The 18,725-nt window shown below is 38.5% G+C and carries 14 protein-coding genes; 4 read left to right on the forward strand and 10 right to left on the reverse strand.

Annotation, left to right across the window (positions count from 1 at the left end; genetic code table 11):
• The 4 genes from ACY3XC_RS01370 to ACY3XC_RS01385 form a co-directional block, all read right to left on the reverse strand.
• On the reverse strand, positions 1-3,414 hold the full coding sequence (locus ACY3XC_RS01370) for a polysaccharide lyase family 8 super-sandwich domain-containing protein (RefSeq protein ID WP_464866985.1): 3,414 nt from the start codon (positions 3,412-3,414) through the stop codon (positions 1-3).
• 11 nt (positions 3,415-3,425) lie between these two features.
• Entirely contained in the window at positions 3,426-4,295 is an 870-nt protein-coding gene (locus ACY3XC_RS01375; protein ID WP_179159272.1) for a carbohydrate ABC transporter permease, read from the reverse strand.
• 31 nt (positions 4,296-4,326) lie between these two features.
• Positions 4,327-5,226, reverse strand: coding sequence for a carbohydrate ABC transporter permease (locus ACY3XC_RS01380; protein ID WP_464866986.1), 900 nt, complete (start codon positions 5,224-5,226; stop codon positions 4,327-4,329).
• Between the two features lie 100 nt (positions 5,227-5,326).
• The gene (locus ACY3XC_RS01385) at positions 5,327-6,628 is read right to left on the reverse strand and encodes an ABC transporter substrate-binding protein (protein ID WP_464866987.1); all 1,302 of its coding nucleotides are present in this window, start codon (positions 6,626-6,628) and stop codon (positions 5,327-5,329) included.
• A gap of 115 nt (positions 6,629-6,743) precedes the next feature.
• On the opposite strand from ACY3XC_RS01385, the gene ACY3XC_RS01390 reads away from it, so the two are divergent.
• Complete coding sequence (locus tag ACY3XC_RS01390; protein WP_464866988.1) at positions 6,744-8,252, forward strand: ATP-binding protein; 1,509 nt, start codon at positions 6,744-6,746, stop codon at positions 8,250-8,252.
• Between the two features lie 37 nt (positions 8,253-8,289).
• Positions 8,290-8,973 carry a response regulator gene (locus tag ACY3XC_RS01395; RefSeq protein ID WP_464866989.1) on the forward strand — a complete coding sequence of 228 codons (684 nt, stop codon included), beginning with the start codon at positions 8,290-8,292 and terminating at the stop codon, positions 8,971-8,973.
• A gap of 50 nt (positions 8,974-9,023) precedes the next feature.
• On the opposite strand, the gene ACY3XC_RS01400 is transcribed toward ACY3XC_RS01395, so the two are convergent.
• The 4 genes from ACY3XC_RS01400 to ACY3XC_RS01415 all read right to left on the reverse strand — a co-directional run bounded on the left by ACY3XC_RS01400 (position 9,024) and on the right by ACY3XC_RS01415 (position 14,808).
• Positions 9,024-9,146: a GntR family transcriptional regulator gene (locus ACY3XC_RS01400; protein WP_464866990.1), complete on the reverse strand. Its 123-nt coding sequence runs from the start codon at positions 9,144-9,146 to the stop codon at positions 9,024-9,026.
• A 207-nt stretch (positions 9,147-9,353) separates the two neighbouring features.
• Positions 9,354-10,247 carry a 5'-3' exonuclease gene (locus tag ACY3XC_RS01405; protein WP_464866991.1) on the reverse strand — a complete coding sequence of 298 codons (894 nt, stop codon included), beginning with the start codon at positions 10,245-10,247 and terminating at the stop codon, positions 9,354-9,356.
• 56 nt (positions 10,248-10,303) lie between these two features.
• Complete coding sequence (locus tag ACY3XC_RS01410) at positions 10,304-11,131, reverse strand: sulfurtransferase (protein ID WP_464866992.1); 828 nt, start codon at positions 11,129-11,131, stop codon at positions 10,304-10,306.
• Positions 11,132-11,148: 17 nt separating this feature from the next.
• Positions 11,149-14,808, reverse strand: coding sequence for a dynamin family protein (locus ACY3XC_RS01415; RefSeq protein ID WP_464866993.1), 3,660 nt, complete (start codon positions 14,806-14,808; stop codon positions 11,149-11,151).
• A gap of 154 nt (positions 14,809-14,962) precedes the next feature.
• Between ACY3XC_RS01415 and ACY3XC_RS01420 the strand changes: the two genes are divergently transcribed.
• Complete coding sequence (locus ACY3XC_RS01420; protein WP_464866994.1) at positions 14,963-15,643, forward strand: nuclease-related domain-containing protein; 681 nt, start codon at positions 14,963-14,965, stop codon at positions 15,641-15,643.
• Positions 15,644-16,218: 575 nt separating this feature from the next.
• Here ACY3XC_RS01420 and ACY3XC_RS01425 read toward each other — a convergent pair.
• Positions 16,219-16,791 carry an isoprenylcysteine carboxyl methyltransferase family protein gene (locus ACY3XC_RS01425; RefSeq protein WP_464866995.1) on the reverse strand — a complete coding sequence of 191 codons (573 nt, stop codon included), beginning with the start codon at positions 16,789-16,791 and terminating at the stop codon, positions 16,219-16,221.
• A 3-nt stretch (positions 16,792-16,794) separates the two neighbouring features.
• Entirely contained in the window at positions 16,795-17,883 is a 1,089-nt protein-coding gene (locus ACY3XC_RS01430; RefSeq protein WP_464866996.1) for a type III polyketide synthase, read from the reverse strand.
• A gap of 678 nt (positions 17,884-18,561) precedes the next feature.
• On the opposite strand from ACY3XC_RS01430, the gene ACY3XC_RS01435 reads away from it, so the two are divergent.
• Positions 18,562-18,711 carry a cytochrome c oxidase subunit 2A gene (locus tag ACY3XC_RS01435; protein WP_063251174.1) on the forward strand — a complete coding sequence of 50 codons (150 nt, stop codon included), beginning with the start codon at positions 18,562-18,564 and terminating at the stop codon, positions 18,709-18,711.
• Positions 18,712-18,725: the final 14 nt, after the last annotated feature.

An 18,725-nucleotide genomic window follows, 5' to 3' on the forward strand; every position in this document is an offset into this window, starting at 1 on the left:
TTATCGAATTGAATTCGAGCTATTCCCTTTTTTGCTAGGAATCATTTTTAATTTGGCGATGAATGATTTCCCGTAAGACTGCTGGACATTCACTTTCAACTTAATCGAAGGCTTCGTTTGTAACACTTGGATATTTTCGTCTGCGTCGAATACCTTAAAGGCTTTTCCATCAAAATCGACATCAATCCAGCCTTTGTTCTGCATCGTTGGGTCGGAAACGGCTAGCGTCAGCACGCCATCCTTCTCCTGCATGGTAATAGAAGCTTTTTGATATACCGTTAACGGACCTACCGTTTGCTTTTCATTCAGCCAGAAGTTAGCCCCGATAATATTTTCCTTAACATCATGAACCGCTTGGACGCCAGGATCATTTCGTAAAATCGTAATCCCCGGCTGTGCGGCATATTGGCTTGTTTGTTCCTGATTTAAGCCTGGCAGCAGGACATAGGCGTACGTTTCATTTGCAGGATTCACACCATGGTCAAACCACATCGTGACATAGGAACGTGTGATTGGATTCGACGGCCCGCCATAATTGATGTCCTTCCAAGATCCAGTCTGCTGTTCTTTTTTCACCCTGAGCGTTCTTCCTTCTGGAAAATAGTAACCTATATCAGATCCCGGTACATTCCCTTCAAGGAATACCCACTTGGCCTCAACCGTATGTTGTTGACCCTCGGTTAACTCCGGCTTTTCACCATTGATGAGGAGATTATTCGAGCGGTCTTCACGAATTTTTCGATTTTCAACAATACTTTCGATTGTTCGGTTATCATTGCTGCTTATTCCCGAGCCAAGAGCGACAATTTCGTTATCGAACATAAACCATGATTTTTTAGCGGTTAATGTACTATTCCAGGCCTTATAAGACATACCTGCTGTCCCAAACCGATTTAACGTGGAACCACCTGTCCAGGACTCACTTGAATTGTGCTCTCCACTTCCATCTGCTCGTTTCATTGTATCAATAGTTGTTCCCGGCATCCGATATGGGTCAACAGTCGGCCAGAAATCATCGCTGTATTGCGCGAGATCGGCATTATACAAATAGGTCATCCCTTCACCTGTGTACCAGCCTTTTCGATTTTCGTCATTCATATCCTCATAGTTTTGAATCCGGTTTGAATACATGCTGATTCCGAAAGTGTAACCCGGTTTTCTATGAACAACACGGTCCATTGAGGCAAATGTTTTATGGAAATCAAGTTCTCCCCTTGGGCTGATATCTTGATTTTCTAACAGGTTTTTAGCCAAAACCATATCACGGAAACTGCTTGCATTTGAAAAATAATCTAGTTGTGTATCTTCTTGAAGCCAATTTTTAGCCATACTTTTATATTTTTCTGCATATGGTTCTGGAGCAAATTGCGCCATTCGAATTACAGTCTTAATGATGCTGTGACCCGCTTGATGATCCTGCAGGAAATCACGTGAAATTGCTCTTCCCCTTACCATATCCATCAAGGCACCTTTGTACATAAATGGTTCAAATGCATCTTCAATCCAGTTATAAACATTCGATACCTTAGGGTCCGTTACACTCCAAGTTGAACCACTCAATAAATCCAGCATCTCCGTTAACCCCTCGATTAACACAATGCCATAAGAACCGGTGTAAGCAATATCCTCATGCTGCACAAACGAACCATCTTCATAAAAACCATCGCCTGACGCCACGTTTTCAAAGGTTTGACTTAGGGCGTCCCGGGCAGCAGCGATTTTCACCTCATCCTTCACGAGTACACCACGGACTCCGACAACCTTACTGACGTCAATTCTGTTGGCGCCGACGGCTTCCCGGAAGTTGTTCGGTGTAGTTGCTCCAGATTTCGTTGGATCCGGCTGAAAATGATCCACGACCTTCAAGTAGCGGTGGATCGTTTCTTGATCCAAATAATCATATAAAAGCACCATGATGCTGTTTAATTCATTCGGTACACCAATTTCCCAATTCCACCAATTGCTATACTGGGCAATCGATTCATTATATTGATTCTGATACAGCCACTCTAGTGCATCTTTGATATCCTTGAGTAATTGTGGATTTCGATAAAGCGTTGAATGTTCATTCGCAAACGTCTTAGCCATAGTGGTCAAGTTCCGATAATTTGATCGGATATCTGCTGAATTATCGGTGCTCGAGTATTCATGCCACAAGAAGGTTCGATTAGTATTTTTCACCATGTTTTTCCATAATGCCAGTGTTGTTTTGGTTTGATTGGTAACCATTTGTTTCATACGTTCATTAGAAGCATCGTATAAATCAAGACTGGTCATTTGGCTTTCCCACTTATAACGTAACACGTCATATTCATCCTGTTCCCAAGCCGCGACGGTTAGTTGAGTTACACTTTTTATGCTGCCATCCATTGTCTCAGCAGTGATGATGACGCTTCCTTCGGACTTGGCCTCTACCAGACCATTCTGTATGGAAGCTACACTTTCATTGGAAGAACGCCAAACCAACTTTTCCCTATCGGCATTTTCAGGCGAAACATTTGCTTGAAGTAAACGAACTTGCCCGGCTTCAAGCTGCATTTGTTTCGGTTGGATTTCAATCGCCTCAATGGCCGGCCGTCCAACCGCTTCATTTTTCAACACCTTGACCATGCTGCTGGCAGACAGTCGATTATCCGTGATTGCCATAATCACTGCCTCCCCTGCTCTCACTCCGGTAACCCTACCGTTATCCACTTTAGCAACCGACTCATCTGTGGAAAACCAAGAAATCGTTGAGCTTGCGTCGGCAGGCTCTAGTCTGACATTTATTTCAGCAGTCTCATTCTCTAGAATTGTTACTTCCTTATTTTCAATCTCAATCGAGGTTGCCGGATCAATTAATAGTAGGGAAACATCATCGAACATAGCCGTTCCAGTCCCGGTTTCAAAGAAAAGCTGTACCCGAATACTATCTACATTTGCTGGGAGCTCTACATCCATTTTGATCTCGGACCAATCATGGGTGCCCGTTAAGCGGGAGGAGTAAAGGAGTTCAAGTTGTTGCTTTCCCTCAAACGTTGTCACTCTCATTCGTGCTCCCTGTCCGCTGACAATATTATCTGTCTTTATCCAGGTACTTAGTTGATATGTTTTGCCACCTTTTACGGCTACATCTTGAGACACTGCAGCTCGGGCGTTCTGGGAAGCCTTAATTTTCAATCCATACTTACCTGTACGGCTTGCTTCCTCAGAAATTGAAACAACAGGACTTCCAGTTGGCTTCCACACGCTCCAACTGGCTGCGCCTAAGTGGTCCCATCCTGACGCAGCACCTTTGGTTTCTTCAAATCCTGCATTGACCAAACGATTAGCGTTATCATCAGCAAATATCAAAGGTGCATTTACAGTCAAAGAAATAATTAACGTTAAAATTATCAGGACAGATAATCCTTTTTTAGGTGTTTTGTTCATCATTTCACTCCCTATCATTTTATTCCAGTGTTGGCCACTCCTTTGATAAAATGGTCCTGGGCCAAGAAGTAAACAATGATGGTTGGTATAACTGCGGATACGGCCGCTGCCATTAATAGAGAATACTCCGTGTTATATTCGGTAATAAAATGCTGGATACCCAATTGCAAAGTATACAAATGGTCAGAAGTCAGATAGATTAATGGGCCTAAAAAGTCATTCCATGAATGCATGAATGAGAATATAACGAGTGTAGCAATCGCCGGTTTAGACAATGGCATAATAATCCGCCAATAAATGCCAAACTCAGTTAAACCATCAATTCTAGCTGCTTCTAATAACTCATCCGGAATCGATAAGAAAAACTGACGGAATAAGAAAACACCAAAGGGATTAAACGCCCCTAGAATAATAAGTGACCAATGAGAGTTCACCAGCCCAAGCTTGCTCATCAGCATAAATTGGGGAATCATCATTACCTGGTAAGGAATCATCATAGTAGCTACATAAATGAAAAATAATTTATTGCTTTCAGGAAATTTAATTTTCGCAAACGCATACCCCGCAAGGGAACTATTGATAATCACTAATATCGTAGTAATAACCGCAATCTTTAACGTATTCAAATAATAAAGATGAAACGGAACGGTTGTCCAAACGTCTTTGTAATTGTCCCACCGGAAGGTTTCTGGAATCCACTTTATCGGGAACCCAAAAATCTCTGTTTCTGCTTTTAATGACGCAGACAACATCCAAACAAATGGCAAAACCATGGCGAGTGAAACAAAAATTACAGCAAGGTACTTTACTATTTTTCCGATTGATATTTTTTTTCGGCTTTTGGCTTCAGCGGTGTATACAGATGCTTCCGTAGCAAGATTCATAACTTCCATCCTCCTTTCTCTTGATTTTTCATTAATAATTCACCCATTTTTTCTGTCCTCTAAATTGAATGATAGATATAACAAGAATGAGCAGGAATAATACATAAGCCATCGCTGAAGCATATCCATACTCAAATTGCTTGAATGCCGTATTATAAATGTCGTATACAAGTACATGAGTGGATCGGCCAGGTCCTCCGCCGGTCAGGACATAAATTAAATCAAACACTTTAAACGAGTTTATGACACCAATAATGGTAGTAAAGAATAGAACTGGGGATAACATTGGCACCGTGATATTGAAAAATTTCGAAATCGGTCCCGCCCCGTCCAATTCAGCTGCTTCGTAAAGGTAATCTGGTATACTCTGGAGCCCTGCTAAAAATAAAACCATATAATAGCCGACTGAATGCCAAATATAAACGATAGAAACAGAGATTAAAGCCCAGGTTGGTGAGGATAGCCAGCCAGGCGGCTGATCAATCCCTAAGTTCATTAATACCCCATTAATGGGTCCCATCGTAGGATTAAAAATGAGCTGCCATACAGCTGCAACAGCAATCGTAGCTGTAACATAAGGAAGGAAAACAGCTGTCCGGAAAACCTTAACAAAGCGGATTCCCTGATTTAGGGCCACCGCGATTAACATGGAAAGAAATAAGGTGATAGGAACAGAGATGACCATGAAAAGGATACTATTAAAAAAGGAAATTTTAAAATTCTCATCTTTCAGTAGTTGTTTATAGTTGTCTAACCCAATAAACTCTACGACTCCGAAACCGTTCCATGAGGTAAAACTCATAAAAAAAGAAGCAATTACAGGAATTAGAATAAATACTAGGAAGCCAATGATATTGGGAAGAAGAAAGGTATATGCGATGATTCGATTTCGCCTAATGGTTTTTGACCTTACCTTTTTAGTAGGGTTCATGAGGGTTCATCCTTTCTTTATAGCTATTCGAAAACAGTACTTTTTAAAAAAAGTGGTACTGCTGTTTGGATAATCCAGCGCAGTACCTCACTTTTCTTTGTTACTTTTCTCCGTACTTACTAGCCCATTCACTTTTGACACGCTTGGTTATTTCTTTAATGGTGTCATCCACGGATTTCTGACCAAGCAAGGCAAGTTCTCCTTCTTGCTTAAAGATTTGTTCAACGACAACGTTCTTAACTCCAGGCAGCATTGGATATTCTGGGTATTCTTTTGTCTCTAAGAAATAGTGAAGGTTTTCAGGTTTTTGTGAACCGTCCCCAAGATATGCAGCTTCTACATCCTTATCCATATATCCAGTTAAATAACCTTCAGAAGCTAAAAGCTCGGCTCCTTCTTTCCCTGACATATACTTAAGGAATTCAAATGCTTCATCTGCATGCTTTGTATTTTTGTTCATCATAATCGTAACAGGCAATGCAAGTGATGTATTCTTTGCTACACCTTCTGGATGTGGAATTGGAGCAACGTCCCAATCAAACTTAACTGTTCCTTCCTTTTCCCCTTGACGAAGCTGAGCAACATGCCAGTCTCCAATGATATTCATGGCAATATTACCTTTTTGGAAAGCAGCATTATAGTGAGCACCAGTTGTTACCTGTTCAGACCACGGCATAATGGAACCGTCTTTTTCAAGATTCACTCTTACTTTTAATGCTTCTTTAAATGGTGTTAAATCTTTATCAATAATAGAAGAACCATTTTGAACTGCACTCATATACCAAGTTTGCGGCCATTGTTGTAAAAATGCACCGTATACTTTACTTTCACCACTGCCGCTTGTCATTTTTAAAGCTAATTCACGGAATTCATCCAACGTCATATCATCACTTGGATACTCGACACCTTTTTCATCGAAAAGTGTTTTGTTATAATAAAGCATCCAATTGGATTTACGATATGGAAGGCTCATCACTTTTCCTTCATATTTATATGTGTCATACATGGAACCATATCCTGAAACATCCATACCACTGTCTTTAATGTGCTGATCTAGCGGTGCGACAATTCCAGTATCAACCATGTTGTCTAATTGACCAGTGAAAAGGTCATAACCTTCACCGCCTGCTAGCTGCATACGGATCTTTTCATAATATTGCTGCTGAGGGAAAGTTTCAAAGGTGATATCAATATTTGGATGATCCTTTTTAAAGTTTTCATAACCTTTCTTAAAAACTGCTTCATCTGCAGGAAAAACTGCCATTTTCAAACTGACTTCTTCATTCGAATCTTTTTTGTCTTCCGGTTCTGCATTTCCTTTTTCGGACCCTCCACTTGCACAGCCTGCTAAGATTCCAAGAAATAGAATCAGTATGGCTAGTAAACTAATTACTTTTTTCATTCGTTGTTCCCCCTTATTTTTTTTAATAGTTTGTTATATACTTAGTGTAAAGGTTTTCATTTTTTTAAATAAGTAGAAAATTTCTTTCCCCCTTTTCTAACCAGGAGTGACAAACATGATATTTCTCTGCCTTATTTTCATGGTATTTTTAATCTTTTTTATCTATAAAAACCTAAGCAGCAGGTCGGTTTTCTTTTTATGTGCGTTAACAATTGGATGGATTATGGCGTATATTTCTTTCACCCTCTATCTATCAAAATTTAATTACTATTATAGTATTGTGAATCAATTCATTGATTTTGGTCCTGGAACTTGGAGCCGTCTAGTATTAGGTAACTTTGATACTCATACGTTAATTAGACTCTTTCATTTAGGATTAATCCTTTTCTATTTTTCCTTTTTGTGCTTTTCGATTTCTTTTACCAGCAATTTTAAAATCAGAAAGAAATTGCGCTATCTTTATTTGGCACTAGGAATTGTAGGACTCCTCCAGTTTCTCTTTTATGACCCAAGTATAAACCTCTACCTTCAGGAATTATCATCAGGAACGGAGATACTCACCAGGCAATACCAGCAATTCAGTAGAATAGGAGATATTGTTTTCCAGACAGTAAATTATGCCTATCTCATTGTTAGTTTTGTCTTATTTATTGACCATTACATTCGCTATTACAAACTAAGGTCCATTCGTGACCATACGCTTTACATGATGATTACCTTACTGCCCATCACCTTTTTACAACTATTCATTTTTTATTGGGCGCCTTCCAACTTTGTCAAAATCACCTTCAGTAAAAGCTTTATTAATTATTCACAGCCGCCGATTAATTTATTTTTAATGGAATATCGTTTTTTCCCGTTTCTTGCAATCGTTGCTATTGGCATCATGCTCTACAACATTTACAAATACAAATCGAATGAGGCACGCTACTCAAACATTAATATCATTACGAAGAAAAAGATTGATACGGCATCTTTAGGGATTCGAGCGTTTACTCATGCCATTAAGAACCATCTGCTGGCAATTCGATCGGAGGCTGAGTATCTGCAAGAAAAATTCGCAAATGACGAAGAGGCTCTATATAGCCTTAAATTGATTACCGATTCGTGTGAATATTCGTTTCAAAGTATTAACCAAGCCAATGAGAAGCTGAAGCATATCACGTTGAACATCAAAGCCGTTCCTATCGAGCTGCCAATCGAAAGAGCGATTCAGCGTTTTCATTCAATGCTCTCGGATGTGGAGTTCCAAATTGAAAAACCTGAGTCAAGTATCTATGTGTACATGGATGAAGACCAAATCAATGAGGCGGTCTATAATATCCTTAAAAATTCAGTTGAAGCACTTGGAAGCAAAGACGGGATAATTTCGGTTATGTTAAACACTGTGGACCAATGGGGGACGATTACGATTAGAGATAACGGTCCTGGGATTGCCGCGGAAAATGTAGATGAAATCTACACCCCCTTTTTCTCAACGAAACCAAGCATCACCAATTGGGGAATTGGTTTATCATTTTGTCATAAAGTCATTACAGCTCATGGAGGAAAAATTGAAGTGACGAGTGAATTAGGTAAGTTCACACAATTTGATATTCTATTGCCATTGGTAAAGAGGGGATAAAACATACCCCTTTTCCTAATTTTGGGGAGGTATTCATTTGGAAAAGATACATATTTTAATAGCTGACGACATGGAGGCCCATCGAAGACGGCTGGAAAGAATCATAAGCAGTGTGGATAACCTCTCTTTAGCAGCCTCTGCCAAAAGCGGCTACGAGGCCGTTGCTTTTGCAGCGGTTAAAAAACCAGATATTGTATTAATGGACATTGAAATGGAAAGTCAGATGGCAGGGATTAAGGCAGCTTCCGAAATACATAAGATTTTACCCGATACCAAGATTGTAATGTTGACTGTTCATCAGGATAACAATATTGTATTTGCAGCCTTCCAAACAGGGATTGTTGATTACTTAATGAAATCGGCCCCAAAAGAAGAAATCATAGAAGCGATTTATTCCGCCACTAACAACCAGTCACCGATCAGGCCGATTATTGCGGAGAAAATCAGGCACGAATTCGCTCGAATAAAAAAATCAGAAGATCAATTAACCCATTTTTTCAAAATCGTGGCAAATCTGACCCAATCTGAACTCGAAGTATTGAAGTTGCTTTGCGGCGGCTTAAAGCGTAAGGATATTGCAGAAATCCGTGCAGTTGAAGTGGAAACGATTAAAAAGCAAATTAGCAGCTTATTAAAAAAGTTCGATAAAAGTAGCACGAAAGAAATCATTACGGAAGTCAATGAACTCAAACTGTTTGAACTAATTAAGGAAATTTCTTAATAAAAGGGATGGTACATTGCGTGCATACCGGCCACAAACGTACCTTTTCCCTAGATCCGATAAAGAAGTCCCTCTTGGACTAACTCCTCAATGGCTTTTTTTGCAGTATTCCAGCTCACACTGTACTCATTCATTAATTGATTCCCAGAAGGTATTTGATCTCTTTCCTCCATACCTCACTCTCGTTAGAATCCTTTAATATTTCCTTAAGTTGATGATAAAGCGGTATTAAACTATCATTTTGCAATGGTTTCATTAATATCTACCTTCCTCTAATAAGTGAAATTAGTATATTATACTTGGATCCATCAACACAGCAATCCTACAAGTAATTTTTAAAGAATAGAAAAAGGCTGCCCTTTAAAGGACAGCCTAAAATTTCACGAAATAAAGGAAGCTTCGAGTGGTAGCAAGCGCTGCAAGCCGCGAAGCTCTAATTCATTTAATTTGTCTAAAGCTTTGTCTTTTTCAATTTTTAGACCAGCTTGTTGTAAATCACAGCTGACTGGGACATCACATTTAATTTCCGCAAGTATTCGTGATAAGTGAAGCATTTCTAAATCCTGCTCAATTTTTGTTTTGTGAGACTTAGAAAGACGGTCAAGATTCGAAATAATCCCTTCAACATGCTCAAATTCCTTTAGGAGCTTCAAAGCCGTTTTCTCACCAATCCCCTTTACTCCAGGATAATTATCGCTAGGGTCTCCCATAAGTGCCTTTAAATCGATCATTTGCCGCGGTTTAATACCTTTTTCTTCAAAAAAGGTATCAGGAGTATGGACAAGATAATTCCCATAGCCTTTTTTCAATAAAATAACCGAGATACTCTCATCGAGAAGCTGAAGGATATCCTGATCTCCCGTTAGAATCGAAACATGCGCCTGTTCTTTAGCTTGATACGCAATTGTTCCAATGCAGTCATCTGCCTCATAGCCCGCTAAACCAATATTAGGGATGTCAAAAGCGGCCACTACATCTTTAACTAAATCAAATTGAGGGATTAATTCGACAGGTGCTTCACCGCGATTCCCTTTATAGGCATCGAATAATTCTGACCTGAACGTTTTACTACCCATATCCCAGCAAACGGCCACATGGGATGGATTAAAGGAAGATACTGCAGTAAATAAATGTTTAATGAATCCGTGAATTCCATTCGTCGGAATTCCTTTTGAATTTATCATAAACTGGCCTGAAACAGCCGTAGCATAAAAAGCACGAAATAATAAAGCCATTCCATCAACTAACATAAGTGAAGGTTTTTGATTTTCCAATATATTGACCTCCGATCATTTAAAAACAACACGGTTTTGATTATAACATAAAAAACTTACTCTATCTCGTTTTCTTGATAGGAAATCCAATCGCTAAAACTTCCCAAGTAAAGTTTTACCTTTTCAAACCCTGCTGCTTTTAATGCCAGATAATTGGGTGCCGCTGTAACACCTGAACCACAATAAACAATGATTTCGTTTTCAGGATTAATGTCGGAGAACCGTTGTTTTTGGACTTCGGCTTGCTTATAATAACCGGCAGTTAATCCATCGAACCATGGTTTATTAATTGCCCCGGGAATCCGCCCAGCTTTTTTATCTATCGGTTCCTCTAACCCTAAATATCTTCTTTCTTCCCTTGAATCAATAAGGATTGTATTGGAATCTGGTCCACCTGACACTGCCCTTACTTCCTCCATACCTGCGAGCAGGTCATGCTTAATATTTGGCTTATAGGCAGCTTTTTTAAAGGTAGGCACCTCTGATGTAACCGGGTAATTTCCTACCTTCCAGCCTTTTAAGCCTCCATCCAGTACATACACTTTTTCATGTCCAAGGTATTGCAGCAGCCACCAAAACCTTGCTGCAAAAGCTCCTTCTCCTTGATCATAAGCAATCACCGTTTTATTTTCATCAATACCAGCATGTTCAAGTTTTTCGATAAACTCGTGTAAATTAGGCAATGGGTGTCGGCCGCCATGTTCACCAATTTCACCCGATAAATCTTTCTCAAGATCAAAATAGCTGGCTCCAGGAATATGATTTTTATCATATTCCTGTCTGCCTTTTGTAGGGTCTGCTAACGAAAAAGAGCAATCCACAATACGGACATGTGGATCATTTACATTTTTAAACAGCCATTCTTTATCGATAATATAATTCATAGAGATCCCCCAGTAAGTTAGTACTTAGACTCTTCCAGCTTTTGATAAACTTCTTGTAATTTCTCGATAGAGATTCCCCCATCTAATGCAGTAAGAAGGCTCAAATAATAATCGTCTGCCTGTTCTTCAATTTGGGTTATTAATTCTTCGAATTGTCCAATCAAAATTTGTGAGTAAAAGTTAGCTAATTTTTCACCTTCAGACTTCAGATAATCATCTGCAGGGCCATTTAAAACATGATTTAGCTCATCACTCATAAGCTTCTTTTCATTTTTTTCGAAAAAGGACTTTGGATTTTTAAAATAGGACAGAGCTTTCGTAAACAGCTGTTTATTTAGCTGACTAAAAGCTAAAGGAAACTCTATCTCCCCTTCATACTTCATCTCAAAAGGCGCAAATGATAAGTCCTTATTAATTTCCTTCATACCGCGAGTTAGCGCTGTATGATAGTCGAATAACACTTTTCGTGCAAAAGAGTCCAGTCTGACTGTAGTTGCTCGCAGTTCCTGAGCGAAATCGAAGCCAAGGCTTTCTAACAATTCATCCAAAGCAGATTGTAATGCCTTCTTTAAATTTCTTCCGTCATCTCTTAAGGATGCAGGATTAAATGCCTCTTTAAAAAAGTCACCAAAGCGAAGGAATACCCTTTGCTTAATATAGTAAAGGAGTTCTTCACCTTCTAGTGTCATACGTTTTTGTAATCCTTCAGAACTTTGTTTTTCTAGCAACTCTTTAATCATGGCCTTTTGTTTTTCTATTTCAGTGCGTTTTTTGTCTTTTACGGATTGGTCTTCTTTAGAATTTTGAATTAGTTTACCAACCAACTCCTGAACACGACTTAATTCATTACCTGCAGAGGTGATGGCCATTTCAGTTAAATCATTAGAAATAAAATGGTAGAAATCCCCTTCGAAATTCCCCATTCCAGACTTTTCATCTGTGTTTGGTTCTACTTTTTCCTTTAAAGCCAACAAACTAGATAACGGGTAAAGGTGTGGTTTCCTAATTCCATATTTAATTAATTGTTCTGTTACATATTCCGCGACCGTTTCCTTCTCTTCCTCATTTTCAGCTAAGTCAATAGCATTAATAATAAAGAACATTTTATCTAGCTGGAAGGACTCTTTCACGCGTCCAAGCTGGATTAAAAACTCTCGGTCCGCTTTTGAAAAGGCATGGTTATAATACGTAACAAACAAGATAGCATCTGAATTTTTAATATAATCAAATGCAACTCCCGTATGACGGGCATTAATTGAATCTGCTCCTGGGGTATCAACGAGTGTGATTCCTTTGCGAGTCAGTTCACAATCATAGTAAAGCTCAATCCACTCCACAAAGCACGACTTTTCTTCCAAAGCAACGAAATCTGCAAATTCGTTTAAGTCCGTTTCCAAGACACTTCCAAGCTGCTTTCCGTGTAAGAGGAAGCCTTTTTTAAATGCTTGTAAAAATGCATAGTGTGTCTTTTCCGCTACACCTTCCTGCCCTTTTTCAAGCATAACCTTATCAATTTCGCTCGACGCAGCTTCTAAATCAGGGCTTTGCAGGTCAAATAATTTCAAGGAGCGGTTAACATCCTCAAGCATTGCGTTGCCCTCTTTAAATTTCACAAGCACCGTGCCATGCTGATATTGCTCGGTTACAGGCTTGATTTTATTAATAGCTGCAGTTGTCGGATTAGGAGATACTGGCAGCACCTTTTCCCCCATAAGTGCATTAGCAAAGGAAGATTTCCCCGCACTAAAGGCACCAAATAATGCAACAGTAAACCCTTTGTTAGTCAAACGACCTGCTTTTTCTTCCAGTTCCATTGCTAGCTTTTTAAAGCCTGGGAGGTTGTCAATTAACTTAGCTGATTGATCTAACCGAGCAACCATGGTTTGTAAATGACTTCTTGCTTTTTCTGTTTCGTTTTTCTTGGCAAGGTTTGTTTTTACTTTTGCTACCGGCAATTTCTTTTGTTGTGTTTCTGTCTCCGGTATGGTTTGTCCATATACGACATCAGCTTCTTCTTCCTCTTGCTGGAATAGCAAATACTCATCGTTTAGATCTTCGTATGCTTCATTTAGCAGCATCTCAACTTTTGCCTCTTTTGCTGAAGTATCTTTTTCAAAATTTTCTTTTTCTGTTAGTGCACCTACATATTGTTCAATATTCTTGAATTCTTCTTGATACATTTGTGTTAACTTTTTTGTTTTTGCTGCTAGTTCAGGCATGAGTGCCTGTTTAAAATCTAAAATACCTTCTCTTGCTATCTTTTTGATTCCATTCGCCAAGTCCTCTGTGTAGTGAAGTACATATTCACCGGATAAACGGGCTCCTTGCTTAACCGTTTGTACGATTAAATCAATCGGAACATTGATTGAAAAAGATTGCGCCTTATTTTGTAGAACCTGGTCATCTAGACTGTTGTTCTTGAGGATGGCAATCAAATATTCACGCAAATGCCATTCAATCTGTGATTTCGTTTTCTCTAGCAGGTCCTGGTAAAGTCTATCAAGACGAGCATTCTTTTCTTCTAGCGTTTTTTGTTTTGAAAAAAGAAACCCTACCTTAAACTCCGGCTGTGCTGCTTCAAGATAAGCCTCCGCCAATTCTCTTGTTTGAAAGGGCATCAAATAAGCATTATTCAAGATTTTTGCTATCTCTTTATCCATTTCTTTTTTGGTTTCCTCAACCCCTTTTTCAAGAGTCTGAAGGTTTGAACTAATGGATTGATAGGTTTGTGTTAGTTCCTGTTTTTCTTCCTCAGGAAGTTCATTTAACAAATCAAAAACTGGCTGAAGTTCTTCTACCCTTTTATTGCGATCTTGGTCTAGATGGTCTACAGCAATTTTTTTCAAAGAATGAAAAATGGATTGCTGTAGAAGCTGATCCTTATTCTGCAATTTCTGGGCGATAAAAGCTTTCAATTCATTAAATTCGTTCAGTTTATGGTCTTGAAACTTTAAGGAAGTATAAAAGATTCGTGCCGGCTTAACTCCCCATGCACCAAACGAATCCTGGACACTTTCTTGAAAATGGCGGAACGATAGCTCCTCTTCCTTATGTTTATCTACCTGATTAATAACGAGATAAACTTCTTTCCCTGCTTCCGTCAATTCTTTTGTGAATAAAAAATTCAGCTCAGCTTGGACATGATTATAATCCATCACGTACAAAACGAGGTCTGCAAGGTGGATTGCAGATTCGGTTGCCACCTTGTGTGCATCATCTGCTGAATCTATTCCTGGAGTATCCATAATAACGGTGTTTTCTGGTAACTGAGAGTCTGCATGGCTGATTTCGATTTCCTCGATTTGGTCGCCATCCTTGCAGTAATTCTTTACTAATTCATAATCATATGGTGCTAAGTAAACCCGCGGCTTTTCATTTTTGAAAAACACCTTCGCATATTCCTCACCTGATTTTACCTTCACTAGGTTTGCACTGGTGGGAATCGGGCTTGATGGCAGCAAATTCTCGCCGACCACTTTGTTAATCATCGTTGATTTTCCAGCTGAAAAGTGACCGCAAAATGCAATCATAAACTCACGATTCTGCAGTTTCTTCGCTAGCTGCTTTGTTTTTTCTGCGTTCTCCGTATCACTTTGTTCAATAAGATATTCATATAAAGCAAGGATCTTATTTTTAAGTGATAAAATGGTTTCTTGTTTATTTGCCGTTTGCACCATAATTTCTTCCCCTTGTTCACAACTTTGTAATATTTAATATTTTATACGATAATTCAAACTTTTCCTATCGTGAAAACTCAATTTGTTAACATAATATTCACTTCTTTTATTTTATTCCTTGGTTACAATTAAGAAAAGAGGAAGGAAGTGGATTTTGGCATTTAGGGACCGTAGAGAGTCAGATGAGTTGAAGATTTTTAGGTTGTTGAATTATCGTTCGGTCTTACCAAGTAAAGAGAAATTATTTTATGCAAATCTTGAAAAAGGATTTAAAGGTGAGGTGATGTTTGATCAATTAACGGAAGGTCTCGACCCAAATAAGTTTCTAATATTGAATGATTTACTCTTGGAGACGAACTCTATCACTTTTCAAATAGATTCGTTTCTCATCAGCCAAGGGACCCATTTTCCTTGTGAAGTGAAAAATTTTGAGGGGGATTTTTATTATAAAACTGATCAGTTCTTTGCCATGAATGATACAGTGATCCAGAATCCCCTTGACCAAATAAAGAAAACTGACACATTGCTGCTCCAGTTTCTCCAAAAAAAGAAATACTCTATTTCTCTAAATTCAAATGTCTTCTTTGTCAATCCTTCCTTCACCCTCTATCAAGCGCCACTGGACAAGCCGATTATTTATCCCACTCAGCTCACTAAATATATTGAAAAGTTAAATAAGAGAAGTTCTATTCTAACCGATGACCATTATAAGCTAGCCGAAGATTTAGTGAAGGAACATAAAACAATTTCCCCTTATACCCGATTACCACAATATGATTATTATCAACTGAAGAAAGGCCCCAGCTGTATGTTGTGCCATTCCTTTGCAGTTTAGTTTGATGGGACGATCTTCACTTGTCATTCATGTTGGTGTTTGGAAAATGTTGATGACGCCATTTTGCGGGCCGTGGGGGAACTTCAGCTGCTCATTCCAGATATAAAGATAACAACAAATTTGATATTTGAGTGGTTTAAGGTAATTGAATCTAGGAAACAGATTAGGCGGATATTGAAGAAACATTACCAGATAATAGGTTTAAGACACGCTACTTATTATAAATAAAATTTGACTATGGTGGAGTTACCGAAAATGCATTTTAATTTGCTTCTCGGTAACTCCAGTCCCCCTGGAGTTACCCAATTGTCTTTTCCCCATGCTCTTCGGTCACTCCAATTTCCGAACAAAAAAAGCCTAGGATTGCTCCCAGACTTAATGTAACAAATATCTCTTAATGTGTTACGTTTTTCAAGACGTGCTTCATGACAAATGCGTATACGATTACCGTTCCACCTACAAATGCAAAAGCCATAAGATACACCTTCCTATCCGCTCAAATGAAGTGAGAATGATTTTCATTCTTCTTTAAAAATAGAATATCATAGTTGATAATCATTTTCAACATAGAAAAGTCAATTGTCATATTTATTTAACAATTTCGGCAAAAAGCGATTACAGCTTTGAAAGCTTCCTTCATATTCAGTTAGCTCCTGAAGCGCTTTTTCCTCAGCCGGTATGCGGATTGACAGCATGAGCACATTTAATAGCGTAAACAAGCAAGCTGTTATGTATGCACCAAACATTAAGGGCACAACCAGGAGTTCAATCGAGACAACTAAATAATTGGGATGTCTGATAAACCTGTATGGTCCTTTTCTGACAACCTCAACATTTGGTAAAACGATGATTTTTGTATTCCAATAACGGCCAAGTACCGAAATCGCCCACACTCTGATTAGCTGCGCACATACAAATACTGCTGCTAAAAACGGCCAAAAAGAAGATAACTCACGAGAAAAGGTAACTTTTTCAAAAAGGAAGACAACAAAAAATAAAGAATGCATCAGGACGATATATTGATAATGCTTCATACCAAATTCAATCGCCCCCCGCTCCTTCATCCACTTTTCATTTCTGCGGGCAATTGCTAACTCAAGTAAACGTTGAATAATTAAAACTGAAATAAATAGAAAAAAAGGAATCATCCTTTACCCCCATTTCAATAAGAGCAATTCAGAACTAAATCCCGGTCCCAGCGCCGTGCAAAGTCCAAATGTCCCTGCTTCACCGCCTAATTCCATAAATCTACTAAGAACATAAAGGATTGTTGCCGACGACATGTTTCCATATTGCTTTAAAACATCAAGTGAAATGTCGGTCATTGAAGGTGGTATACCTAACGATTTGATATAAGCATCTATAACTTTTTTCCCGCCAGGATGGGCAATAAAATGAGTAATCTCAGCCAGTTCCAGCCTATTCTGAGTTAAAAATTTACTTACATTAGGTTTTAGCCACTCCTCTACAATACTGGGGATATCTCGGGAGAATACCACGAATAATCCTTGATCCCTTATATCCCATCCCATTACATCTAAAGAGTCAGGCATTAACGTAGATTGAGTATCAATGATGGCTGGTGCAGTCCTTTTAGCACATAATTCATCAATCCTTACTTCATTACCACAAATCAATGCACAAGCAACCCCATCAGCAAATAGTGACGTTCCAATTAGGTTACTTTTTGAATAGTCATTACGCTGGAAGGTTAAACTGCAGAGTTCAACTGAAAGCACCACAACCAAGGCATCCGGAAATGCAGTGCAATATTCAAATGCCCTCGATAAACCAGCCGCTCCCCCAGCACAGCCAAGACCCCAAATGGGTATTCTTTTGGTGTGTTCCCGAAATGGCAAATGATTCATTATTCTAGCCTCGATACTCGGAGTTGCCATACCTGTTGTTGAGATATAGAAAATCGCATCGATTTCTTCGCAGTTAATCTTTCTGGTCAAAAATGTCTCATTTTCAAGGCAATTCACAATCGCCTGCATTCCCAGGGTTACAGCAGATTCTATATAGGCATTGTTTTTTTCCGCAAAGGAACGGTCTTCTTTATACCAATCAATCTCTTTAACGATGTGCCTTTTTTCTATTTGTCCATTTTGAAAAGCTTTAAGCAATCTTTCGATATCCTTAAAACGATCTGAAAAAAGTTCTCTGGCAAAGTCTATTGCCTGCTCTTGTTTTATCTTAAATTCCGGAACTGCTTCTGCTACTGAAAGAATTGTTGGCATCGTTTATTCCCCTTCAATGTAGGTAATGGTATTTTTACCAAAAAAAAGGAGATGTATGTACAAAAAAAAAGCTTCCCTGCTAAAGGGAAGCCAACGTTTTGAAGGTTGTTGTTGTTGTGCTCCTTGATTATAACTGAGATGCAGCAACTAATCATTACGAAAACTTTTCCAATTTTAACTTTTATGCCGTGGAGCTTTATTATCTTTCACTGTTTTTTAGATTGGTTCTGAACTTCAATCTTTATCTTTTTATCTGCCAAGGATCCACAGACTTTACAAAATTCTATTTGGTTATAGAGGAGACGGCATGGTTCACAATAATATTTTTCCATCAATAACACGCTCGCTTCTCGAAATTCTGTTGCATCTATTCCATTCTATTTAAAAGTTTCAGAATTGTGACAATCATTAAAAAAACAAGCTTTTCTCTTCAAGACAGTCATAATCAATTACTTTTATCACAGGTAATAAGTGATAGTTCACATTTTATTCACAACTCACCTACCACTATTGTGATATAAATCACTGTTATATCAGTTTATTACTATTAACATAGTAATTACCTAAGGAATGAACATTTTGTGAACTCTGAAATTTGTTATTTTTTCCTCACAATTGTTTTGTATTATGAAAGAGAACTTATTATTTAATTAATTTTTATGAAGGGAGTCTTGGGGGATGGCGAAAGCGGAACTGAAAACAAATAAAAAAACAGAAATTGAAGACAGCTCTTCTCTTAAAGGGACACTGGCATCCGTTTTCTTTTTGGGAATCTTTTTAGTTGTCACATGGGTAAGTGTCTATTTCTTGTTCTTAGACCGTTTTTAAATAAAGAAAGGGGA

Source organism: Bacillus sp. CZDM1, from assembly GCF_055502545.1.